This is a genomic window from Mangrovimicrobium sediminis, from assembly GCF_004745945.1.
GTDB classification, from domain to species: Bacteria; Pseudomonadota; Gammaproteobacteria; order Pseudomonadales; family Halieaceae; genus Mangrovimicrobium; species Mangrovimicrobium sediminis.
In genome coordinates, this window is sequence record NZ_SRLE01000014.1 from 126,938 (window position 1) to 149,895 (window position 22,958).

Genomic DNA, 22,958 nt, shown 5'->3' on the forward strand with positions numbered 1-22,958 from the left:
GTATCAGGCTACAGCTGCCGTGGCCGCGCGGTGGTCAAACGCTGCGCGGACACGGCGATGCCAGGCGCGGCCTGCGGGCAGGCTGCGGGCGGGACGAAACCAGCGGCACCTGACATCGGCTCAGGCACCACAGATCTCGACGTAGCCGGACAACACGCCGGCGTGCTCCGGGAACGAGGCTTCGAGGGCCTTCGAGAACTGCCGGAGGAAATCAGCGTGGGGACGAATTTTCTCGATGGCCGCGGCCGCAGGCCCTGTATCGGCCGCTGGCAGGGCCGGGATTTCCCTGCGGTAGCGCTGCAGCCGGCGGTTGATGACCTCGCCGTTGGGTCGCCCATGCTGGGCAAACTGCATGAAATCCCGCGATATCCGCGGGTCGATGTCCTCGATCGCGATGGCGAGTTCGCGAAACGCGTCGACATGCGGCTTGCACAGTGCTTCCAGTTGTCGCGCCGCATCCTTGTCCAGGGGAGCGGCAGCTGCGCCGGCCGAATCGACGTGGTCAGCGCCGCCGGTGTACTCGCCGATGACTTCGAGGGCGATGCGCAGGGAATCCGGATCGACATGCGCATCCGGCTCAACGGCAGGGTCTGCACTTGAAAGCACGTGCGGTTCCGCCAGGAAAGTTTCTACCAGCGCCGCCTCCACCGGTTCGCGGTAGGACGCCAGCGGCGGCTCGATAGCGGCGATGGCCGCCCTGGTGGCCGCCAGTTCGGCGTCGGTGATCGGGGCGGATTGGCGCTCGGGATGGTCGGCGATCAAGCGGTTGCTGATCCTGGTGGCCAGGCGAGGATCGTCGTATACGCGGTTCACCTCGACGAGTAAATTGAGCTCGCCGCGGGTCAGGCTGCGGTTCACCGTGGCCGTCTCGGCCAACTGCCACAGCGCCGCGTCCTCGCCGATCAACTCGAGTACCCGCGGCAACAATGTTGTCCTGTCGAACGGGAGCACGTGCACGGGCGGCATGTAGGCCGCCACATTCTGGATGTAGGAAGCGGGCAGGCGCCGGGCGACATCGCCCACCCATGCGTCGAAGGGTCGCGCCACCGCATCGCGTTTCACGCACTGCATGTAGGCCGAAAACAGCTGCTCCACCAGCGGCCGTCCGATGACAATGATCTCGACCTCGTAGCCGAGCCGGGCAAAGTAATCGGTCATCGCCCCGGCACGGTCGGCCGGCGCGGTGGAGAAAAACTCCGAGGAGACCAATACGGACCTGTCGGGGTCCTGTACGCGCTGCAACAGCCGGTCGATCTTCTCGTGCAGCACCTCCAACCTGAATTCCGGGTTGAGCCGGGGTGAGAGATAGTGGCCCACTTCCACACCGTTACCGCTATGGATGGTCAGGAACGACTCGTGAGTGGCCAGCAACGGGTAGCTGACGCAGCTAAACTGCGATTGCTTTTCAAACCACTCGAAGCAGTTTTGCAGGTAGGTGGTGCCGGTCTTGGGCAGACCGATGTGCAGATACAGCTTGGGCACGGGCTCTGCCCTCCCTCGGCGGTTAGTCAAAGTTGCGAGGAGGTTGCGCAGCAACGCTCCCCGCCGTCGACCCCGGTCAGCCAGTTGCGCAAGCTCACTGGCCAGGGTGGGCGCGAGCGGTTCCAGTTCGCCGGCCAGCTCTCGCAGGGTCCCGGTGTGCTCGCCGAGGACCTCGCGGTAAATCTTCGGGTCGCAGGCAACGCTGGTCGCTTCCGCCGAGGCCAGGCGGCGGTCTAACCCGGTGAGCTGATGGGCAACGTCGATGGCCCCGGGTCGCCCCAGGCTCGCCAGTTGCATCAGGTTGCGGGCCCGGGGCGGGTCGTGGGGCTCGAGCGCCGCGGCCAGCTTGCGCAGGGTCCTGGCGTGTGCCGACAGGACGTTGCGGCACAGGCGCTCAGGAGCGGACGCCTCCGCGATCATCTGCTCCACGCGCACCCGCTGCTCGTCGGTGAGCCCCGCTTCAGCCGTCAGGTAGTGCTGGATGGGCTGCAGGAAGTGCTCCGGCAGGCCGGGCAGGGCGCCGGCCAGTTCGTCCAGTTGCCGGTCCGACCAGGCGCAGTCACCGGGCTCGGGAACGCCGTCCGTATCGCAAAATTCCGGCCCGAGGTTTTCCAGCAGCCAGCCATTGAGCTGCTCGATCTGCGGCAGGACTTCCACCAACTCGCCTTGGTTGAAGCGAAATTTTTCACCGGAAACCTTCAATAACGGTGCGGTATCGTTGCGGTTCCGGTACGGGCTTTTCTTGCCGCGGACAATACTGGGGTATTCGGCGCTGATGCTCTGCATCAGGCGCACGGCCTGGGTGGATGGACTTCGATTCAGCCAATCGGCCGCATCTGCGAGCTCGTCCGGCAAATCGAGCAGGCGAAAAAAATGACGCACCGAGCTGCCGTGCTGTTCGCAAACCTGTTCGAAACTGTAGAACTCCACCGCCGGGAACACCGACCTGACCGCACTGACCCGTTCGATGATTTTTTGCGCCTCGTTGGTTTTCGCTGGATCATCACCCAGCCTGCTGCGCTGCGCAAACCAGCTGGAAAAAAAGGTCGCGGGACGGCGCAGATAAACAACCGCGCGAACCTCCCAACCGGCGGCTTCGACAAACTGCTTCAGGCTCGTCAATTCGACCGCGGACAACAGGGAGATCGCCTCGCCGGACAGCACCAGCCGACTCTCGCTACAGTGTAACGCCTGCTCCAGCTGCTGCCGGAAGCAGGTGTTTGCCGCGATGACATCGTGCCCAATCAGCAGGTTGCGCGGGAACTCCTCCGGCCTTTCGCTGAACATCGAGTAGACCGGGATAGAGTGGTTCCGGTTGTACTGGACTCCCTCAAACACGAATTCCGGGTAGTAGATACCGGCTTCACCCAGGCGCTGCGCATTGATCCTGCAGGCTTTCTGGATCGACGTGGTCCCGGTCTTGTGGAACCCCATGTGCAGTATCAGTTGCCTGTTCATCTGGATACGTGTCCGCTGGCCGTGTCGCGCGCTGGCCGGGCTTCTTCGGGGTCGGCTTCTTCGGGGCCCGCCTCATCCGGACCTGCCACATCCAGGCTGGCCCCATCCGGGACGGCGCCCTGCGACCCGGCGCAGCCCGCCTGCGCGACTATCGCATACTGGCCGGTGACCCGGCCACTGAACGAGGCGACTTCATAGCCGGCGGACAGGGCGCTGAGGGAGATTGCCCGCTCCAGGGCATGGGCCAGGGTGCCATCGACCTGGCCGGCCTCGACCTCGAAATCCGCCCTGGAGAAACCCAGCTCCAACAGGGGCTTCAATGCGTCGACGCGGGCGATGAACATGGTCCCCGCGACAAAGTGCGCCGCCAGCATCCGCTCGACATCGATACCCAGCGCGGCGCCGATCTCGCCGACCTTAGACGCATTTTTAGCCATGAATTCGCGCATCGGCGCCAGGTGCCGGTCCGGACCGAGCACCCCGAGTTGCGGACGCATCAGCAGTTGCTGCAGTCCTTTGCCGAGGCTGACACTCTCGAACAGGGCGTCGAACAACTCCTGGCGCCACAGGGTGCCATCCTCCCGGTGATGGGATTTCTTGGTGTGCCCCTTCACAACATAGGCATGCCCCGCCGCCACGATATCCGGGAGCACGCCGAGGAACGGCAGCAGGTCGCGCCCCCGGTTCTCGCAGGGGTAGATGCGGAAACTGGCGATACCGCTGGCCTCCAGCTGGCGCCGGATCTCGCCGACATGTTCATCGACCGTGGTGACGTACAGGCAGAACGAGACGCTGCGGATGGTGCGCAGGTACTCGAGCAACTGGGCGAAGACATCGAGGTAGTAGGCGTGAATGACCAGGGCGACGCTATCGCCGTCGGCGGCGATTTCCGCCGCCGGACTGCTCAGGCTGTTCTCCAGCCGATAGCGGCGCCGCAGCCCGCCGGGATCCCCATCGACCTGCGGCGACGCTGGCTCGCCAGGCGCAGCCGGCAGCAAGCGCGATTCATGGCCGCCGATGACGCGATACAGGCGCGATCCGGCCAACACACTACCGGTGCCGGCCGCTGTGGTAATGGCGTCCCGGGTCGCCTGCAGGTTTTGCTGCCCGCAGGCTTCATCCGCTTGCAGGTACGCGCCCGCCGCCCAGTCGTTCCAGGCATTGACGAAAACCAGCGGCGCATGCGGTCCGGCGTTTGCGCCGGCCTCGCGCAGCAGCGACGCCAGCCAGTAGCTGTAAACCCCGGGTGTGAAGCCGTGGAAGATGCGCGCCGCTTGTGCCCGCTGCGGTGTCTCGTCCCAGGCCAGCATGGCAGTGCGATAGCGCGGGTGGCGCGTGGGCGGCTCCTCGATGCGGTCCTTGGCGTAGTGGTAATAGTCGAAAATCTCGCCGCGAAACCCGGCGCAGGTCGCGGACAGCTGGTCGTTCACGATCGGCGCCGGATGTTCGCCCGGCGGCATCTCCACCGCCAGGTCGAAGCCGGGCGGCAGCGGCTCATCGACGGCACGACTGCAGGCGGCAAGCAGGATTTCACCGACACCTGCGCCGCGGCAGGCGGTGCGTAGATGCGCGCTGGTCGCGACGGTACCGGCCAGCGCGGAAGCGCGCTCTACCAACAGCAGAGGCCTGCCATCGACCCGCAGGTAGCGCGGATCGGCCAGCAGCGGCAGCAGTGCATCGACAAGCGCAGGGTCGATATTTTGACGACGCTGGCACCCCGTTACTCTCTCGCTGTCCGCGCTCCCCTCCCCGCCGGTCGTGCCGTCGTTCTGCCAGCAGACGCAGAACGGAAAGTCCATGCCGGCCTGGGCGAGCAGCGGCCGCAGCGGCCGCTCCAGCCGCCGCTGGCCATCGCGCCAGTTGAGGTAGTAGCAGAAACCCCGGATACCGAACTGCCGGGCGAGGTCCGCCTGGACACGCTGCACATCGCGGTCCGTCTGCGAGTTCCTGTCCTCCTCCAGCGGCTGCCGCGGCTGCTGGTGCCCGGGGTACAGCGGCTTCGCGCTGCGAACCTTGGCCCAGAGCGGGTTCTCCCGGCGCCACAGCCAGCCTCTGCCCGGACCGCGGTGAAATTCCGGCCGGTGGAACGCGATAACGCCTGGCTCGCCCTCACCCGCTTCGGCGCCCACCGCAGCATTGGTTCGCGACTGGTCCGTCGCCTCTGTGCACGCTGTCGCCAGCCAGCGGGTATGGAAGCGGTTGCGGTTGGCGGTTTCGCGCAAATAGTCGATGCGCCCCTCGGTGATCGACTCGTAGTGGTACAACTGGCTGCGCGCGCAGTACACCGTCAGCAAACCGCGCTCACCGGCACGCAGGCAGTAGTCGACGTCCTCGAAGCCGTTGCGGTAGCCCGTGTCGAAGCCATCGAGCTCCAGGAACAGCGCGCGGCGCGTCAACAGGCAGGCGCCGGTGACCGCGGCGACCACGCGGTCGTCGCTGACCATGGCATCCTCCCGCGGACGCCCCAGCCCCAGGTGGTAGGGCAGCCCGTGCCTATCGAAAGCGATACCGGCGTGCTGTACCAGCGCGTTGCCGGGGAACACCAGGCGGCTGCCGACCACGCCGACCTGCGCGTGTTGCTCCAGGGTGTCGAGCATGGGCTGCAGCCAGCCCGACATGGGAATAGTATCGTTGTTCAGGAACAGCAGGTGCTCGCTGCGCGCCCGCAGCGCACCGGCATGGCAGGCTCGGGCAAAGCCCTGGCAGCTGCCCGTGTCGACGATCTCGACCCCGGTGACCAGCCGCAGCAAGTCCCGGTCGGAAGCCTGCGAACCGTCATCGACGATGATGATTTCGTACCCGGCCGGCGTGTTGCGCTGCAGGTGGTAGAGGCACTGCAGCGTGTACTCGACGCGGTTGTGCATGGGTATGACGATCGAGCAGCACGGATTTCCCGGTCGCTCGAAATGCAATTGTGCGGCCCGGTCACTGGCCTTGCGCCCACAGTCCTGTGCGCCCTGACGCACCAGCACGTCGGCAATGACAATGGCCGTATCCGTCGGGCGGTCCGCCACGACGCGGAAATCCGCGCCGTTGGTGCGCCTGGTGTGGCGGGCGTCGTCGATCTGGAATTCAAAGGTGACGAAGTCGTTCGAGTTGCTGACCGCCTGGCTCGGGGTGCGCTTGAAGGCGCCCGGCTGGCCGGGGACGATATCAACGCTGTCGTCCTCGGAGTCGTATTCAAGCCACAGGCTGGCGTCGAAATCGCAGTACAGGGTGACCTCGATGCTCAGCCGGCTGCCCAGCATCTGCGCGGCAACCGGCAGGCACATATACAGCCAGGGAGCACCCATCGGGTTGCTCGCCTCGATACAGGGTCGGTCCAGCTTGTCGAGGGTACGCGTGCGGCTGTCCGGGGCATCCATGGCGGACAGGGCGAATTCACTGGCGACGGTCGCGCGTTCACCCCCCGACCAATGGGATCGGAAAATCGGACAGATAAACCCGTCGGTTTCTCGCGTCACGCGTGGGAAGACCTCCATTGTCTTCGCCGCGGTATCGCTGCCGGGGCACTCTGGAAAGCGCCCTCACCAGCAGCCTTTCCGCCGGCACTGGCCGGGAAGCGTGAATTATTGGACGTTGCTTCCAGGCGTCATCAGGATACCAGGGCACCGGTACAGACCGGACACTGATGGCGACACTCTACCAGATAGCCGCAGCCCTTTGTGCAGCTTGTGCAACGCAAGTGGAGAATTCGGAAGGAACACGCAGCGGGGGCTGCAAGGCCCCCGTGTGCGCAGGGAGCAATATCTCAGCCCATACCCAGTTCGGCTACCGTCTTGCGGCAGTAGTAGTCGCGGAACATGACGAACTCGCCGTCGACGATGCGCGTGGCGTTCATCACCGGCAGCGGCATGTGCTTGTCGCCCATGACGTGGGTGTCGATGCGCTCGGCGAGCAGCCACTCGCCGTTGCAGGCGATATTGAGCACCTCCACGTCGATGCGGGTGAGGTGGGCGAAGACCATCTTCAACCACTCGCGCACCGCCTCGCGCCCGACCATGGGCTTCTTCTCCGGGACGTTGTCGTAGACGCCGTCGACGGCGAACATGTCCGCCATGGCGTCCCACTCGCGGGTGGCCCAGTAACCGAGAAAACGGCGCATCAGCGCCTCGTTGTCGTTCATGTGTATCCCTCTTATTTTGCGGGTTTGACGGCGGGCTGCGGCCGCGCCAGGACAATCTGGAACTCATCCCCCGGACCCTGCGGAATGTGCACGCCGCCGGACAGGTCGCAGATCTGCTCGAAATGGGTGGCGATATCCTCGGCACTGGCGGGCGCATCCAGCGCCCCGTGCCAGCCCTCGGTGGCGCCGATGAAGACCCGGGCGATGCGCCCGACGCAGGCGGAGTACACCGCGTGGGTCGAGGTGCAGGCCTCGCTGGCCAGGTACACCGCGAGGCCGGTGTTGAATGCCGGCGACATGGCGTCGCCGATCACCGCCATACGCTCGGCGGCCTCGGCCATCGCGGTCTCGCCCATGCGCTCGGCCAGCTCCGCGCTGACCATGTCGGTCATGCGACTGATGGCGTTGGGCATGACCGCGTTGCAGGTGATGCCGTGGGGGGCGCCCTCCAGGGAGAGCACGTTCATCAGGCCGGTGATACCCGCCTTGGCGGCGGCATAACAGGCGTAGAGTTCGCTGCCGTACATGCCGGTGCTGGAGGACGTGAACACCACGCGGCCGTAGCCCCGGGCCTTGAAGTGCGCCCACGCCGCCTGGGTGACATTGAAGCTGCCGCCGAGGTGCACGCGCAGGATGGCGTCGAAGTCCTCCTCGCTGTACTCCTCGAAGGCCTTCACGCGCATGTTGCCGGCGTTGTTGATCACCGCGTCGACGCGGCCGAAGGTCTCCAGCGCCGTGTCCACGATAGCCTGCGCCCCCGCGCGTGAGGCCACGCTGTCGTAGCTGGCGACGGCGCGCCCGCCGGCGGCGGTAATCTCCTCGACCACGGCGTCCGCCATGGAGCGCCCGGCGCCGGGCCCCTCGACGCTGCCGCCGAGGTCGTTGACCACCACCGCGCCGCCGCGACGCGCGATATCCAGGGCATAGGTGCGGCCGAGGCCGCCGCCGGCACCGGTGACGATCGCCACCCGGCCGGCAAAGGAAATATCCGTCATCTTATTCTCCGCGTTGCGATTACTGCCTGGTGCAGCCTACACCGGGTCCCACTCCAGCGGCAGGCGGTCGATACCGAACACGCCGCCGGAGTGGTACTCGTATTGCTCACCCTCGGCGATGCGGATATTACGGAAGCGGGCGAGGAAGGTCTCGATGACCATGCGGATCTCGCGGCGCGCCAGGTGCATGCCCAGGCAGATGTGCGGGCCGGTGGCGAAGGAGACATGCCGCCCCTTGCGCTCGATGTCGATACGGTGCGGCTCGTCGTAGGCCAGCGGGTCGCGGGAGGCCGCGGGGGTGGACAGCACCACCACGTCGCCGGCCTTCATCTGCACACCGTGGAACTCGCAGTCGCGGCGCACGCGGCGGGTAGGCGTGGCCACACCAAAGGCGCGCATGAACTCCTCTACCGCGCCCGGCAGCAGGTCCGGGTTGTCGCGCAGGCGGTCCTGCAGGGCGACATCGCCGGCGAGGTGGCGCATGACCCAGCCGAGCACGCTGTACACGGTGTCCAGGCCGCCGATGTAGAACAGGTAGCACATGCCCAGCAGTTCCTCCTCGGTGAGCGGGCGCTCCTTGTTGTAGGTGGCGCCTACCATGCCGCGCAGCAGTTCGGTGGTCGGGTTCTCGCGCTGCTGGCGCACGAACTCCTCCATGTAACGCAGCACCGAAAGCATCGCCCCGGCGCGTTTCATCATGTCCTTCTCGCGCAGCATCAGGCGCTCCCACTCGAGGAAGTCCTCGAGCTTGTCCTTGGGCATACCCATGAGGTCGAGGAACACGTGGGAGGGAAACATCTCGGCGAATTCGCTGATGAATTCGCAGGAGCCGCGCGCGGCGAAGCGGTCGATCAACTCGTCACAGGCCGCCTGCACCGGCGCGTCCATCTCGCGCACCCTGGCCGGGGTGAAGAACGGGTTGAGGATGAACCGGTAGTAGTGGTGCTCCGGCGGGTCGAATTCCAGCGGGTTGAGCTTCCAGGTGATGCCCAGCGGTTCCAGCGCGCGGTAGTCGCTGGAGAAAGTCTCCCAGTCGCTGAACGCCTCTTGCACGTAGGCGTTGCGCGAGATCACCCAGCCCGGCGTGCCGAACAGCACGTCGGTACACCAGTCGATGCCAGTGCCCTCGTGCAGCTTCGCCACCGCCAGGTAGGGGTCGTCCCCGGCACTGGTATAGGCCTCGTAACTCATGTCGATGACGCGCTCGGCGGGCACGTGCCCGGGAACGGCGCTGGCTGCGGTATCGGGTGATGCGGTCATGCTGGGGCACCTCTGTCGGCGTTAATTATCGTAATGGCCCCGTCGCTGACACACAGCGGCGGCGGGGTTTCGGGTCCGGCGGACATCATACTTTGCATCGCAAAGTAAATAAACACAAAAAGCGACCCTGGCGTTGCATTTCACGCCATTCCCCTTCGCGGCGCAGACAGGCGAACGGTAAAACCCATTGACCGGGGCACTAACTTTATCGTACAAAGTTATTGTACTTTGCAATACAAAGCTATAGGCACAGGTCCGGCGCCAGACCGGCCAGCCCACACCCACAATACCGATAACAGGTGGTTCACATGCTACTGATACGCCCCCGCCGACTGCAGTCGGCCACGGTGCTCGCCCTGTCGCTGATCGTCGCGGCACCGGTCAGCGCACAACTCGAGGAAGTCATCGTCACCGCGCGCAAGCGCGAGGAATCGATCATGAAGATCCCGGTGGTCGCCACCACCCTCGGCCGCGAGCGCATCGAGCAGTTCGGGCTGGATTCGGTCAACGGCATCTCCGACCAGGTGCCGGGCCTCAACGTCGGCAACCAGGTGCTGGCCAGCGGGGTGCAAGTCACCCTGCGCGGGGTCGGCACCTCGACCCTGAACCCCGCCGTGGACCAGTCGGTGGCGCTCAACGTGGACGGTATGCAGATGACCCAGGGCTACGCCTACCGCATGGCGATGTTCGACATGGGCCGGGTGGAAGTGCTCAAGGGCCCGCAGGCCCTGTTCTACGGCAAGGCCAGCCCCGCCGGCGTCATCTCGATCACCACCGCGGACCCGGGGGACGAACTGGAACTGCTGCTGCGCGGCGGCTACGAATTCGAGACCGAGGAAAAGATGACCGAGCTGGTGCTGTCCGGCCCGCTCACCGATACCCTGGGCGCGCGCCTGGCACTCAAGTACGCGGATTCAGACGGCTATTTCACCAACACCGCGGAGCCCGGCTACGACCCGCTGCCCGAACTGCTCGGCGACCCCGCCCTGGGCGGGCGCACCCCCGACAGCCGCGACTTCAACGCCAACGAGTACTGGATGGCCCGCGCCACCGCCCTGTGGGAACCGACCGACGTATTCAGCGCCCGTTTCAAACTGAACTACGCCCACGACGAGACGCCCAACAACGGCGGCCTGGGCCAGCTCTCCTCCTGCCCCGACGGCACCGACGGCCTGTTCCTCAACTTCATCGGCGGCAGCGAGAACTGCAAGGTCGACGACAAGACCAACGTGATCTCGCTCAACCCCGACTTCTACCCCAATGTGAAAAATGGCGGCCGCCCGTTCAGCGATGCGGAGCAGCTGTTCACCACCCTGGAGTGGAACTATGAAGTGGCCGAGGACCTCACCCTGACCTCGGTGACCGGCTACTACGACATCGACATCGAGACCATGATCAACGGCACCGCCACCACCCAGTTCGGGCCGGCCTTCGCCGCCAATAACGACATGACCCGCGAGGACCTCACCCAGGAACTGCGCCTGACCTCGGACTACGACGGCGCGCTCAACTTCATGCTCGGCGCGTTCTACCAGGACAGCACCACGGAGTTCCTCGTCGACCTGCCCTTCAACCAGATCATCGCCGGCGCCCAGGCCCTGGACCTGCCCACTCTGGGCCGCGCCCTGCACACGGTGGACGGCGAGGCCTGGTCGCTGTTCGGCCAGGTGCTTTGGAACATCACCCCGGAGCTGGAACTGGGTGCCGGCGTGCGCTGGACCGACGAGGAGCGCACGCACACGGTGATCGACTCCACCGCCGCGGTGTTCGGCGTGCCGCCGTTCAAGGTGAATCTCGCCGAACCGGAGATCAGCTCCGACGACTTCTCACCGGAACTGTCGCTCACCTATACGCCGACCGACGATCTCACCCTGTTCGCCTCGCTCAAGCGCGCCTTCAAGTCCGGCTCCTTCGACGTCGCCGGCCTGCCCGGCGACGGCGAGAAAACCTCCTTCGACGACGAGAAGGTCACCGGCGGCGAGGCGGGCCTCAAGGCGCGCATGGCGGGCAGCCGCGTGCTGTTCAACGCCGCGGCCTACTACTACGAGTTCAGCGACCTGCAGGTGGAGCGCTCGGACTTCGACGCCAAGACCGGCCGCTTCCTCACCCACACCATCAACGCAGCCAGCGCCGACGTCTACGGCATCGACATGGACATCGCCTGGACGCCCGAAGCGCTCGAGGGCATGACCCTGTACGCCGCGGGCAACTGGAACCGGGCGGAGTACGCAGACTTCGACAACGCCGCCTGCAGCGGCGGCCAGACCATCGCCGAGGGCTGTAACCTCAACTACAGCCCCAACGCCAACGGCGGCGCCGGCGGCTACATCGCCCAGGACCTGGGCGGCGAGTCGCTGCTGCGCGCGCCGGAGTGGGCGGCCAACGCCGGCTTCGACTACCGCGTGCCGGTGTTCGGCGACATGCTGCTGGCCCTGGGTGCCAACGCCAGCTACGCCTCGAAATACCTGGCCAATCCCCTGGCCCGCGACGACATGTGGCAGGACGCCTACACCAAAGTCAGCGCCAGCATCGGCCTCTCCGGGCGCGACGAAGCCTGGGAAGTGCTGTTGATCGGCGACAACCTCACCGACGAGCTGGTGTGCGGCAGCCTCGGCGAGGCGGACTACGCCAACGCGGGGCTGTTCGGGGATATCGTCACCGGTGCGGAAACCGCCGGTGCCAGCGGTGTGACCGAGCTGGCCTGTATTACCGACCCGGGTCGGACCGTGTGGTTGAAGTTGACGCTGCGGCCGACGGCCTGGCTGGGTGGCTGAGGCTTGCTGGGGGAGAGAGCGGCCGAGGCCGCGCTCTTTGCAGCACTGAAGATCGAAGCCGGCTTGCGCCGGCTTTGTTTTGCCCTGAAGTTCACCGGGCTGGAGTGCTCAAGCTAACGTTTGCGCCCGCTGGAAACCAGCGGGGACGCGGCCTACGCCGCGCTGGCCCCGAAGCAGTGTTGGGCCACGGCCTGGGCCTGGCCACTGCGGCCGCCGAGTTCGGAGATCAGCGCCTTCATGCGGTAGGTCCACAGGTGCAGGTCCATCTCCAGGGTCATGCCCATGGCGCCGCTCATCTGGTGCACGTCGTAGATCACCCGGGTGGCGCTGTCCTGGGCGTGCAGGGCCGCCAGCGCGGCATCCCCGGCATCGCCGGACCAGGCCGCCTTCAGCGCCAGCCAGCGCACGCCGCCGGTGAGCACCGCGCACTCGGCAATGCGGTGGCGCAGGGCCTGAAAGGTACCGATGGGACGGCCGAACTGCTTGCGCACGCTGATGTGCTCCACGGTGGCGTCCACCGCCGCCTGCAGCAGGCCGGCCATCTCGGCGGCGCAGGCCACACGCATCCAGTTGCGCACCGCCTCGGCCTGTTCGGCGGGCAGCGGCGTAACTTCCGGTGAGCCGGTGAGCCGGCCCATGGGGTAGGCGAACAGGGAGTCCGGCAGTGCCTCGACATCGTCCGGTGTCGGGTGGGCGATACCCACGCTGTCGCCGTCGATGACGATGAGCGTCTTCGCGCTGGCCACGTAGCGGCCGGGACGGCCGTTCTCGATCACCGCGATGGGCCGCGGCAGTTCCAGGTCCAGGTGCGGGCGCACCAGCATGGACAGCGCGATCTCCGCGGTGTACGGCAGGCGCGCCAGGCGCTCCACCGCCAGCGCGGCGGACAGCGGGCCCATCTCGGGGATCGCTGCAATCTCGAAGTACTGGCTCTCTTCCAACTCGTTGTCCAGCTCCTGGCTGACCAGGGCGAAGCCGTGGAAGTCCACCGGCGAAGTGGCGAAGCGCTCGGCGAGCTTGTCCAGTGCGCCCTCGACCGCGAGTTGGTCGTCGTTCAGTGCAAAGTCCATCAGCGCGGCTCCCTCGGCAGTTCCAGGAATTGGGTGGCGATCAGGTTGAGCTGGATCTCGGCGGCGCCGGAGGCGATGCCGGCGACGATGCCGCGCTGGTGGTGCGCCAGCAGCAGCGGGTGGGCGCCGCTGATCGCCTCGGGCACGTGCTCGACCACGAACTCGCTGACCAGGCGCTCACAGATCACCGTGGCGAAGCGGCCGACGCTGGCCTCGGCACCGGCGATGATGCCCTTGGCGCGCTGGTCGATGATGCTGTAGCTGTACAGGCGCGCGGCCTCACAGGCGGCGTGGGCCTTGGCCGCCTGCTCGGCGACGCCGGGGCCGAAGCTGCCCCTGGACTGCAGCAGTTTCACCGCGTCCGCGAGGGTCTTCGAGGCCAGGGCGAAACGCGGGATTCCCACGCGCTCCAGCGACAATGCCTTGCCGACGATCTCCCAGGCCTGCCCCTCCTCGCCCAGGCGCGCGCTCTCCGGCACCTCGACGTCGTCGAAGAACACCTCGTGGATGTCGCCCTCGCCGATGATGCTGGGGATATCGCGCACGGTGATACCCGGCGTGGTCATCGGCAGCAGGAAGATGGAGATGCCGCCCTTGCCCTGGGAGGTGCGCGCCAGCAGGAAGCAGGTGTCCGCGTCGCCGGCGTAGGAGGTCCAGATCTTCTGGCCGTTGATGCGGTAGACATCGCCCACGCGCTCGGCGCGGGTGCGCAGGGAGGCCAGGTCGGAACCGGATTCGGGCTCGGAGAAGCCCTGGCACCAGATGGTCTCGCCGCGGGCCATGGGCGGGATGTAACGCTCCTGCTGGGCTTCGGAGCCGAACAGCATCAGCGTCGGGCCGATCCAGTTGACGTTCATGTACTGCCCGCCGCGGGGTTCGCCGGCCATCCACATTTCCTCGGCGAGGATGAAGGCGATCCACGGGTCGGCGTCGCGGCCGCCCCAGCGTTCGGGCCAGTGCGGTACCAGCAGGCCCGCCTCGGCGAGGGCGCCGCAGAACTGCTTGGCGAAGGCCGACTGCTCCTTCGAGGCGGGGCCGTGGGCGATGTGTTCCCAGTTATCGGGCAGGTTGTCTTGAATAAACTGACGGACAGAGGCGCGGAAGCTCTCCTGTTCGCTGGTCCAGGCAAAATCCATCGGGCGCGTTCCAGGTGTTGTTGACGTTATCGGGCGGCGGCTTCAGCCGTCTTTCTTGCCCTTGCTGCCGATGCCGGCGACGTATTTCTCGATGCCGGCCAGGTAATCCGGGTTGAGCATCAGGGCGCTGTTGGCCATGCGCTCCACGTGGCGGGCCTGGTCGCGGCCCAGTTCCCAGCACATCTCGATGGCGAGCTTCGCGGTACCCATCTGCTCGCCGTGCTGCTTGGCCAGGTGCCGGCAGAACTGCATGACGTCGTCCTCGAAGGTATCGTCGGGGAAGACCTCGTGCACCAGGCCCATAGTATACGCGCGGTCGGCGTCCGCGGGCAGGTTGGCCATGATCAGGTAGCGCGCCCAGTGCGGGCCGACGATACGGGTCAGGCGGCTGACGCCGTTGGAGGCCGGCAGCACGCCGAACTTGCCTTCCGGAAAGGCGTAGGACGCGCTCTTCGCCGCCAGGCGAAAATCGCAGGACAGGGACATCTCCAGCCCGCCGCCCACGCAGGTGCTGTGGTGGGCGATCACGATGGGCTTCTCGATGTGCTCCATCTCGTCGTAGATGCGGTGCATGCCGTTCAACTGCAGGCGGTGGCGCTCGCGTACGGCCACGCCGGTGCGGTCCGGCGAGGGTACCGAGCCGTCCTTGGTGCCCGCGCGCAGGTCGGCGCCGGAGCAGAAGAAGCGGCCGGTGGCGCGGATCAGCATTACCTTGAGTTCCGGCGTTTCGCGGAAGCGGATCAGGGCCTCGTCGAACAGCGCCATCATGTCCGGGGTGATCGCATTGAGCTTGTCCGGGCGGTTCAGGGTGGCGATGAGGATGCCGTCGTTGTCCTCGGTCAGCAGGTGCGGTGCGTCGGTCATGTGGTCTCTCCTATCCCCGGGTGCGCGGCAGGCCGAGCGCGCGCTCGGCGATCATGCTGCGGTGGACTTCGCTGGTGCCGCCGTAGATCGTCGTGCCGTGTGCGTGACGGTAGGCGAGGTTGATCTCCCCGGCGGCGCCCTCGCGCTTGGACAGCGAGTACGGCGCGGTGAGGTCGAGCAGGTCGCGGGAGTCGGACTGGAACTTCTCCGAGGAGAACATCTTGGTCATCGGGCCGAAGGCCAGGTTGGGCATCTTGTTCACACCCGCCCACAGGGCGCGGTTGCCAAGCATCTCGGAAATATAGAAATGCGCTCGGCAGCGGGCCAGGCGCTTCTGCGCGTCGACCTGTTCGATCAGCTGCCCGCCCTGGAACTGGATCTCGCGGCACAGTTCCTCGGCCGCCTCGCACATGGCGCGCTGGCTCTTGGCGAAACCGCCGCCGTGTTCCAGTTCCAGCGCCGCGGCCATCACCTTGACGCCGCCGTCCACCGGGCCCAGGCGGTAGCTGTCGGGCACGATCACGCCGTCGTAGAAGGTCGCGTTGGTGCGCTCGTCCTGGAAGGTGTACACCGGCTGGATCTCGATGCCGGGGCTGTCCAGGGGCACCACGAACATGGTCAGGCCCTTGTGCTTGGGCACGTCCGGGTTGGTGCGGGTGAGCATCAGCACGTACTGGGCGATGTTGGCGCCGGAGGTCCACATCTTGGCGCCGTCGATGCGCCAGGAGCCGTCCTCCAGCTGCGTCGCCTTGGTCTTGGCGGCGAACACGTCGGAACCGCAGCCCGGTTCGCTGTAGCCCAGCGAACAAATCGCGTCGCCGTTGACGATCTTGGTCAGGACCTCTTCCTTCAACACGTCGCCGCCGACCTTGCGGATCATGGTGCCGACCAGGTTGGTGGTGCCCACCGGGTGGCTGGTCCAGCCCTGCTCTTCCCACACCTTGTACATGGCGTTCATGACGTAGGGCTCAGCCTCGCGGCCGCCGTATTCCTTGGGCCAGGACGGGAACAGCAGCTTGGCCTCGGCCAGTTTCTTGTGCACACCGGCGTCGAAGCCGTCGAAGGAGTAGTGCGCCTTGGCGCGCAGCTCCGGGGTGAGCACGGCGTTGAAGAAGTCGTCCAGCTCGCGGCCCATGGCCTCGGCTTCTTCGCCGAGTTCGAAGTTGATCAGCACCTCGCCCACCTCGGGCAGCGCGGCTCTCTCACCGGCGTACAGGCGGCGGCCGGCCTCTTCCAGGAAGCGGGTCGGGTCGCCCCACACCAGCGGCCAGGCGCGGGCGCGCAGGTTGTACAGGTGAATGTCGTATTCCGTGGCCAGGCCGTAGCCGCCGAAGGTGTGCAGCGACTGGGTCACCGCGCGCGCCGCGGTGTCCGCCGTCCACCACAGGGACAGGGAGATCAGCGCGCCGGCCGCCTCGGGCTCGTGCACGATGTCGTGCACCGCGCGCCAGGTCAGGTACTTGCCGCCGTCGACGTCGACAATGAGGTCCGCCAGCGGGTGGGACATGCCCTGGTAGGCGCCGATCGGCTGGCCGAAGGCCTCGCGCTCGCAGGCGTATTCCGCGGCCAGGCGAATCGCCTCGCGCGACAGCCCGGACAGGGCGATGGCCATGAGCAGCTTCCACTCCTCGATGGCCTTGTCGAACTCGGCCACGGCATCGGCGCCGCTGGCCAGCACGGTCTTGTCCGCGGCGGCAAAATCAATTTCCGCAATCGGCGTGGAGGCCAGGTTGTCCTCGCCGCGCTCGTCACCGGCCAGGGTGACCAGCACTACCGCATCGCCCTCGCGCGCCACAGCGACGTCGGCGACAGCGCCGCCGGCCAGCCACTGCACCGGCTGCGCGGCGATATCGTGCATGGCCAGGGTCAGCACCTTGCCGCCCACCAGCACTTCCTCGAGCAGTTCCGCCTGTGCCTCGCCGCCCAGCACTGCGAGCAGGCGCGCCGCCATCAGGGTTTCGGCGAGGGGGCCGGAGGCGATGGTGCGCCCGGCCTCTTCCATCAGCACCGCGGCGTCCATGGTGCCCAGGCCCAAACCGCCGGCCTCTTCCGGGATACGCAGGGCAAAGGCGCCCAGCTCCGCCAGGCCCTGCCACAGCGCGGCGTCGAAACCGCCCTGTTCGGCCGCGGCGCGCACGCGCTCACTGTTACTGTTTTCATCAAGGAAGCGAGCGAATGACTCGCGCATCATCCGCTGATCTTCGGAAAGATCGAAATTCATAACGTGGTGACTCCGGATACGGGCTGGGACAAGTTCAGGCTACAAGTTCAGGATAAATCGGCGTCGAAAACGAAGGGGCCGCGAACTGCGAGCGCCGCTGGCGAAACAGGCCGCAACACGAGCGCTGTTCCGGCCTCGCCCCCGCGTAATCGCTATTGGTATGAGGGCATTCATCGGCTTCGACCAAATCCAGACAAGGGTACTATGTGCCGTCCAGAATGGTCAACTTGATCAACACCACTGTCTATTTGCTGTACAAATGCGCCAAGTATTGGCAGCATGCCATACCGGCAGGAATTACTACAACACTGTCGTATATTACCGAAATAACAGTACACAAGCGGAGTAATTACAGGTGATTGGAGAAGACCCCCTCGACCTGGACGGCCAGGTCGCCTTCGTTACCGGGGCCGGCCAGGGCGCCGGCCGCGGCATCGCCCACGCACTGGCGCGGCACAATGCCGGCGGTGTGGCGGTCAACGATTTCGTCGCCGAGCGCGCCGAGATCGTGGCGGCGGAAATCCGTGAGCTGGGCGTGCCCGCGGTGGGTGTGCAGGCGGATGTCGGCGATCACGCCTCGGTGGCAGCGGCGATGAAAACCGCTGCGGAAGCGCTGGGGCCGGCCACCCTGCTGGTGAACAACGCGGGCAACGCCGGGCCGCGCGCGGACATGGGCTTCTCGCCGCCGTTCTGGGAGGCTGACCCCGGCGAGTGGGACAAATTCATGCGCACCAACCTTTACGGCGTGATGAACTGCTGCCACCTGGCGCTGCCGGCGATGGTCGAGGCCGGCCGTGGCCGGGTGGTCACTATCGTCTCGGACTCCGGCCGGGTCGGCGAGGCGCGGCTGAGCGCCTACTCCGCGGCCAAGGCCGGCGCCGCGGCGCTGATGCGCTCGCTGGCCAAGGAGACCGGACGCTACGGTATCACCTGCAACGCGGTGTCGCTGTCCACCCTGGAGCCGCCGATGTCGCCGGAGGAACTCGAGGGCCTGTACGCCAACGAGCGGGTCAAGGCGCAGCTGTCGCGCTACACCCTGCGCCGTTTCGGCAAGCCCGACGATGTCGCCGGCATGGTGCTGTTCCTGTGCTCCGACGCCGCGGCGTGGATTACCGGGCAGACCTACCCGGTAAACGGCGGCTATTCCTTCAGCCAGTAACCGGCTTCGACAATCCCCCAGCCTGGCCGCCACCGGCGGCCAGGTGAAACACAATAAGTGACCGACCGGCCACTTGAATGCGCGACGCGCTTGCGCGCCACGTCCCGATAAAAGCAAACACAAAGGAGACCGCCATGACCGACTCTGCAGCGCTGCAAACCCTGATCGACAAGGACCAGATCCGCGAACTGGGCATGCTCTACTCGCGCGGCGTCGACCGCAAGGACGCGGCCCTGTTGCGCACCCTGTACACCGCCGAGGCCACGGACACCCACGGCGACACCTTCGACGGCCCCGCCGACAAATACGTGGATTTCCTCGAGCAATCCTTCCCCTACATGCGCTACAGCGGCCACCACATCTGCAACCACCTGATCTCGGTGGACGGCGATACCGGTGAGGGAGAGATCTACGCCCTGGCCTGGCACATCATCCCGGACGGCGCCGGCGGCTGGCAGGAGGATTTCATGACGGTGCGCTACATCGACCGCTACGCGAAGGGCGATGACGGCCGCTGGCGTTTCGCCAAGCGTGTGGTGACCTACGACCTGCGCGCCCGGCGGCCGCTGGTCACGCCAGAAGATGCCGAACCGCGCGGGGAGGACCCCAGCTACAGCGTCCTCGCCAGCCGCCTGTTTGCCGCGGGGCCGCGCATCTAGCGAGGCCTTGGCGAGCAGGCACGACACCCTGGCGCCGCAAGGGCGCTGGGCGTGCGTTCTGCGCTGATATTAAATGTTCAGGCCGCGGGCGCGGCGTCATCCTCGGCGTCTACCGGGCCGCTGTAGCGCTCGACCAGTTCCGGGTAGTGCTCGCGGGTCAGGCTGCCGAACAGGGTCAGGCGCATCATCTCGTCCATGAAGCGCTTCTGCATTTTCGCCCGCGCCTTGCTGCCCTTGGCATGGGCGCCGACCCAGATCGGCCAGAGCAGCGCGCTGGACAGGGAAATGAAGGCGAACACCTCCACGTCGATATTCTCGCGACCGTAGCCGCCCTCGGCAAACTGGCTGAGTTCCTTCACATATTTCTTCCAGAAGCGGTCGGTGACCACCCCCTGGGTGGACATCACGTCGAACAGCCAGGCGCGGCTGAGCTCGGGATTGTTCATGGCGAAGTTGCACAGGCGCGCCAGGGCCACGTCTGGCGGGTAGACCTTGCTCAGCTCCGACTGCTCTACCATGTCGCCGTAGAACTCGTCGTAGATGCGCTCGCTCACCCAGCTCGCGGTGGCGTGGGCGAGGTCTTCGCGGGTGGGAAAGTGCTGGTAGGCGGTGCCGCGGTTGACCCCCGCGCGGCGCGCCACCTCGGTGACGCTGAGACTCTCGGGACCGTCCTTGGCCAGCACCTCGAGGGCGGCCTGCAGGATCTCGCGACGCGTGGATTCCGGATTGGTGTTATTGCGCCGTCCCGACCTGGATTTGTCTGACATGTGTTTTCCCCTGTAAACGTCAGTAAACATACATGTTGATCAGTACCGGCGCAAGCGAGCGCCGCGCGAAGGGGTACTAAACATCAGCGTTGACTACTGACTGGCGGTGAAGTACTTTCCCCGCTGCACCGCCGCGACCGACAGCAGGCGCCCGCCTCACGGCAGTCGCGAACAGCCGGGCCCCGAAAAATTCATCGATAGAACCCATAACAAGAGGAACCAGCACATGTCACTCAACGGAAAGATCGCCGTGGTCACCGGCGGCGGCAGCGGCATCGGCCGCGCCATCAGCCTGAAACTGGCCGCCGACGGCGCCGCCGTCGCGGTGTGGGACCTGAACCCGGAAGGCGCACAGGAAACGGTGGAGATGATCACCGCCGCCGGCGGCAAGGCGCTGGCCTGCGTTGGCAATGCCGCCGATGCGGCGACCATCGCGAGCAGCGCGGCGCTCACCCGGGAGACCTTCGGCGGGCCGATCACCATCCTGGTCAACAACGCGGGCATCACCGGCTTCACCCCGTTCCTGGACATCACCGAGGATCACTGGGACCGCATGATGGCGATCAACCTGAAGGGGCCGTTCCTGTGCTGCCAGCAGATCGTCCCGGACATGCTGGAGGCGGGCTGGGGCCGCATCGTCAACATCTCCTCGTCCTCGGCGCAGACCGGGGCCATGGTCATGACCCACTACTCCGCCTCCAAGGGCGGCGTTATCGCCTTCACCAAGTCCCTGGCCAAGGAGTTCGCCGCCAAGGGTATTACCGTGAACAACATTCCGCCGGGCTTCGTCGATACGCCGATGCTGCGCGCCTCGCCGGTGAACGTGGATGCGGAAGCCAGCTCCGGCAACTCGCCGATGGGCCGCCCGGGCGTGCCCGAGGATATCGCCAACGCCTGCGCCTTCCTGGTGTCCGAGGCGGCCGGTTACATCACCGGCCACACCCTCGGCGTGAACGGCGGGCGGGTCATGCCCTGACAGGAGTGCCCTGACAGGAATGCCCTGAGCCGGCTGCCGCCGGTTCAGCTGCCGCGCGCGAGGCCCACGGCCTCGCGCGGGATGTCGAAAAAGTCCATGTAGTCGCCGTAGTCCTCGGCGACCTCCTCAGCCACCAGGCCATACTCCTCCAGCGCGTAGGGATTCGCGCCGCGCGCACCCTTGGGATTGTCCCGGTGCCAGCGCGCGACCGCGTCGCGCACCGCCTGCGGGGAATCGATACCCAGCCCGGCATGCACCTCGCGCATCGCGCCCGCCGGGTCATCCAGCAGGCGGTAGTAGTCCACGTGCACCACCCTGTTGGCGTCGGCGCCGCGGGCAAAAGCCAGGATACGGTCGATATGCAGGCGCATGAACGCGCGCATCTGCCGGCCGACCCGCGCAGGCTCGGCGGGCGTATCACAGCGCGCGCTGCGCAGCAGGTGGGTGAGCTTGCACAGCGAGGCCAGGGTCTGCACCGGGTCGCGGTGGGTCATCACAAAACTCGCCGAGGGGTGCACCCGCAAAATCGCATCCATGGCCAGCACGTGCGCCGGGTACTTGAGCGCCCAGCGGCAGGCGGGCGTGCGCCATTGCAGGAGTTGTAACTGGCGCTTGTGCACCGCGTAGGCGGCGGTGAAATCCAGGTCATCGCGCAGGTAATCGAAATACCCGGGCACGTCGAGCAGGTTGTGGAAACCCGCGGCCGCGCTGGCGTGCTCCATGAAGGCGTGGCACTCCTCCGGGCCGTCCGCGTCCATCAGGTGCAGGGCGTCGAAGCCCTCCACCATCGGCCGGGCCGCGGCGCGCCTCTCGGCCTCCTCGCGCTTGCGCTGCTGCACAGATGCCGGGTCGAAGCCGGGGGGCGGCTGCGGGGTGATCGCCTCCCAGGTGCGGATCAGGCGGAAGCGGTCGTCGCGGTCGAACAGGTACTGGAAAAACGTGGTGCCCGAGCGCGGCAGCCCGGTGAGGAACACCGGTCGGTCGATGACCTCGGCGGCGATCTCCGGGTAGTCGGTCACCCAGCGCTGCGCCGCCAGGCGGTCGGCGAAGCGGTCGACCAGGCCGTTGTGGGTGATCGCCTCGCCCCAGTCCGGCAGGCCGCTGTCGGCGTTGATGGAGGCCACCAGGGCGCGCAGGTTGTCCTGCAGCGACGCGGCGTCGGCGTCCTCGCGGCCCTCCCGTTGTTCCGCCTCGCGGCGGATGGCGTCCGCGTCCAGCACGCCGCTACCCCGCGGTGATGCCGTTGTCGATGTTGATGCAGGCGCCGTGGTAGCCGCGCGCCGCATCCGTGGCGAGGAAGGCGACCATCTGCGCCACGTCCTCCACCTCGACCAGTCCGCGCAGCGGCGCGATGCGCCCGAGCAGACTCGGGTCCGGGTCCTCCAGTTTGGTCAGGCCCATGGCCAGGGCGGTCATCATGCCGCCCGGCGCCACCGCGTTGAAGCGGATCGGCTGGTGCATGTATTCCATCGCCAGCGATTTGGTCATGTGGGTGAGACCGGCCTTGGTCGCCGAATACGCCGCGAGGTAGGCCTGGCCCATGAACGCGGCGCAGGATGTCACGTTGACCACCGCACCGTGGGTCTCCAGCAGGTGCGGGATGGCGGCGCGGATCAGCTTGAACGGCGCCGCGAGGTTAACCGCCAGCGTGGTGTCCAGTTCGTCGTCGGTCATCGCCGCGCTGTGCCGCGGGATGAACACCGCCGCAACATTGCACAGGGCGTCGAGCCGGCCATAGGCCTCCACCGCGGCGGCGACAGCCGGTGCGCACTGGGCGGTCTCGGACAGGTCGATAGCCTGCACCTGCGCCCGGGCGCCGAGTTCGCGCACCATGGCCGCGGTCTCCTCCAGCCCCTGCGCGTTGATGTCCAGCAGGCTGAGGCTGGCGCCGGCGCGGGCCAGCTCCAGGGCGGTGGCGCGACCCAGCCCGGCGGCGGCGCCGGTGACCAGTGCGACCTTGTCGTGCATGTCAGAGGGTGTGGGCATGTTTAGCTCTAGCTCCTGTTATCTG

General features: G+C 66.6%; 16 protein-coding genes. 4 read left to right on the plus strand and 12 right to left on the minus strand.

Annotation, left to right across the window (positions count from 1 at the left end; genetic code table 11):
- Positions 1-120 precede the first annotated feature (120 nt).
- From E4634_RS19015 to E4634_RS19035, 5 genes are all read right to left on the minus strand, one after another.
- Positions 121-2,940, minus strand: a complete 2,820-nt coding sequence (locus tag E4634_RS19015; protein WP_135446255.1) for a hypothetical protein — start codon at positions 2,938-2,940, stop codon at positions 121-123.
- Positions 2,937-6,404 (minus strand): glycoside hydrolase family 99-like domain-containing protein, encoded by a 3,468-nt coding sequence (locus tag E4634_RS19020; RefSeq protein ID WP_167854989.1) that lies wholly within the window; start codon positions 6,402-6,404, stop codon positions 2,937-2,939. The genes E4634_RS19015 and E4634_RS19020 overlap by 4 nt, the downstream gene beginning before the upstream one ends.
- A 287-nt stretch (positions 6,405-6,691) precedes the next feature.
- Positions 6,692-7,066 carry a nuclear transport factor 2 family protein gene (locus tag E4634_RS19025; protein ID WP_135446257.1) on the minus strand — a complete coding sequence of 125 codons (375 nt, stop codon included), beginning with the start codon at positions 7,064-7,066 and terminating at the stop codon, positions 6,692-6,694.
- An 11-nt stretch (positions 7,067-7,077) separates the two neighbouring features.
- Positions 7,078-8,061 carry an SDR family NAD(P)-dependent oxidoreductase gene (locus E4634_RS19030; RefSeq protein ID WP_135446258.1) on the minus strand — a complete coding sequence of 328 codons (984 nt, stop codon included), beginning with the start codon at positions 8,059-8,061 and terminating at the stop codon, positions 7,078-7,080.
- A gap of 36 nt (positions 8,062-8,097) precedes the next feature.
- A complete protein-coding gene (locus E4634_RS19035; RefSeq protein WP_135446259.1) occupies positions 8,098-9,321 on the minus strand; it encodes a cytochrome P450 in 1,224 nt (407 codons plus the stop codon).
- A 308-nt stretch (positions 9,322-9,629) separates the two neighbouring features.
- Here E4634_RS19035 and E4634_RS19040 point away from each other — a divergent pair, with 308 nt between their 5' ends.
- On the plus strand, positions 9,630-12,095 hold the full coding sequence (locus E4634_RS19040; protein ID WP_135446260.1) for a TonB-dependent receptor: 2,466 nt from the start codon (positions 9,630-9,632) through the stop codon (positions 12,093-12,095).
- Positions 12,096-12,247: 152 nt separating this feature from the next.
- Here the strand turns inward: E4634_RS19040 and E4634_RS19045 are convergent, their stop codons facing one another.
- From E4634_RS19045 to E4634_RS19060, 4 genes are read right to left on the minus strand one after another with little or no spacing between them, the layout of a single operon-like run.
- Positions 12,248-13,165 carry an acyl-CoA dehydrogenase family protein gene (locus E4634_RS19045; RefSeq protein ID WP_135446261.1) on the minus strand — a complete coding sequence of 306 codons (918 nt, stop codon included), beginning with the start codon at positions 13,163-13,165 and terminating at the stop codon, positions 12,248-12,250.
- Entirely contained in the window at positions 13,165-14,301 is a 1,137-nt protein-coding gene (locus E4634_RS19050) for an acyl-CoA dehydrogenase family protein (RefSeq protein ID WP_135446262.1), read from the minus strand. Before E4634_RS19050 ends, E4634_RS19045 begins: the two co-directional genes overlap by 1 nt.
- A 42-nt stretch (positions 14,302-14,343) precedes the next feature.
- The gene (locus E4634_RS19055) at positions 14,344-15,165 is read right to left on the minus strand and encodes an enoyl-CoA hydratase/isomerase family protein (RefSeq protein ID WP_135446263.1); all 822 of its coding nucleotides are present in this window, start codon (positions 15,163-15,165) and stop codon (positions 14,344-14,346) included.
- A 10-nt stretch (positions 15,166-15,175) separates the two neighbouring features.
- Positions 15,176-17,386, minus strand: coding sequence for an acyl-CoA dehydrogenase family protein (locus tag E4634_RS19060; protein ID WP_135446264.1), 2,211 nt, complete (start codon positions 17,384-17,386; stop codon positions 15,176-15,178).
- Positions 17,387-17,741: 355 nt separating this feature from the next.
- On the opposite strand from E4634_RS19060, the gene E4634_RS19065 reads away from it, so the two are divergent.
- Together E4634_RS19065 and E4634_RS19070 are read left to right on the plus strand one after the other, a co-directional pair.
- On the plus strand, positions 17,742-18,545 hold the full coding sequence (locus E4634_RS19065) for an SDR family NAD(P)-dependent oxidoreductase (RefSeq protein ID WP_135446265.1): 804 nt from the start codon (positions 17,742-17,744) through the stop codon (positions 18,543-18,545).
- Positions 18,546-18,679: 134 nt separating this feature from the next.
- A complete protein-coding gene (locus E4634_RS19070) occupies positions 18,680-19,204 on the plus strand; it encodes a nuclear transport factor 2 family protein (RefSeq protein WP_135446266.1) in 525 nt (174 codons plus the stop codon).
- Positions 19,205-19,281: 77 nt separating this feature from the next.
- On the opposite strand, the gene E4634_RS19075 is transcribed toward E4634_RS19070, so the two are convergent.
- Positions 19,282-19,971 (minus strand): TetR/AcrR family transcriptional regulator, encoded by a 690-nt coding sequence (locus E4634_RS19075; RefSeq protein WP_167854990.1) that lies wholly within the window; start codon positions 19,969-19,971, stop codon positions 19,282-19,284.
- A gap of 226 nt (positions 19,972-20,197) precedes the next feature.
- Between E4634_RS19075 and E4634_RS19080 the strand changes: the two genes are divergently transcribed.
- The gene (locus tag E4634_RS19080) at positions 20,198-20,947 is read left to right on the plus strand and encodes an SDR family NAD(P)-dependent oxidoreductase (RefSeq protein WP_135446268.1); all 750 of its coding nucleotides are present in this window, start codon (positions 20,198-20,200) and stop codon (positions 20,945-20,947) included.
- Positions 20,948-20,991: 44 nt separating this feature from the next.
- Here the strand turns inward: E4634_RS19080 and E4634_RS19085 are convergent, their stop codons facing one another.
- On the minus strand, positions 20,992-22,167 hold the full coding sequence (locus tag E4634_RS19085; protein WP_167854991.1) for a sulfotransferase family protein: 1,176 nt from the start codon (positions 22,165-22,167) through the stop codon (positions 20,992-20,994).
- A gap of 4 nt (positions 22,168-22,171) precedes the next feature.
- Positions 22,172-22,933: an SDR family NAD(P)-dependent oxidoreductase gene (locus E4634_RS19090; RefSeq protein WP_135446270.1), complete on the minus strand. Its 762-nt coding sequence runs from the start codon at positions 22,931-22,933 to the stop codon at positions 22,172-22,174.
- Positions 22,934-22,958: the final 25 nt, after the last annotated feature.

Coding starts and splice junctions, on each gene's coding strand:
- E4634_RS19050 (WP_135446262.1), bottom strand. CDS start 14,301: ATGGATTTTGCCTGGACCAGCGAACAGGAGAGCTTCCGCGCCTCTGTC.
- E4634_RS19040 (WP_135446260.1), top strand. CDS start 9,630: ATGCTACTGATACGCCCCCGCCGACTGCAGTCGGCCACGGTGCTCGCC.
- E4634_RS19045 (WP_135446261.1), bottom strand. CDS start 13,165: ATGGACTTTGCACTGAACGACGACCAACTCGCGGTCGAGGGCGCACTG.
- E4634_RS19055 (WP_135446263.1), bottom strand. CDS start 15,165: ATGACCGACGCACCGCACCTGCTGACCGAGGACAACGACGGCATCCTC.
- E4634_RS19060 (WP_135446264.1), bottom strand. CDS start 17,386: ATGAATTTCGATCTTTCCGAAGATCAGCGGATGATGCGCGAGTCATTC.
- E4634_RS19070 (WP_135446266.1), top strand. CDS start 18,680: ATGACCGACTCTGCAGCGCTGCAAACCCTGATCGACAAGGACCAGATC.
- E4634_RS19080 (WP_135446268.1), top strand. CDS start 20,198: ATGTCACTCAACGGAAAGATCGCCGTGGTCACCGGCGGCGGCAGCGGC.
- E4634_RS19035 (WP_135446259.1), bottom strand. CDS start 9,321: ATGACCGCATCACCCGATACCGCAGCCAGCGCCGTTCCCGGGCACGTG.
- E4634_RS19015 (WP_135446255.1), bottom strand. CDS start 2,940: ATGAACAGGCAACTGATACTGCACATGGGGTTCCACAAGACCGGGACC.
- E4634_RS19025 (WP_135446257.1), bottom strand. CDS start 7,066: ATGAACGACAACGAGGCGCTGATGCGCCGTTTTCTCGGTTACTGGGCC.
- E4634_RS19030 (WP_135446258.1), bottom strand. CDS start 8,061: ATGACGGATATTTCCTTTGCCGGCCGGGTGGCGATCGTCACCGGTGCC.
- E4634_RS19090 (WP_135446270.1), bottom strand. CDS start 22,933: ATGCCCACACCCTCTGACATGCACGACAAGGTCGCACTGGTCACCGGC.
- E4634_RS19075 (WP_167854990.1), bottom strand. CDS start 19,971: ATGTCAGACAAATCCAGGTCGGGACGGCGCAATAACACCAATCCGGAA.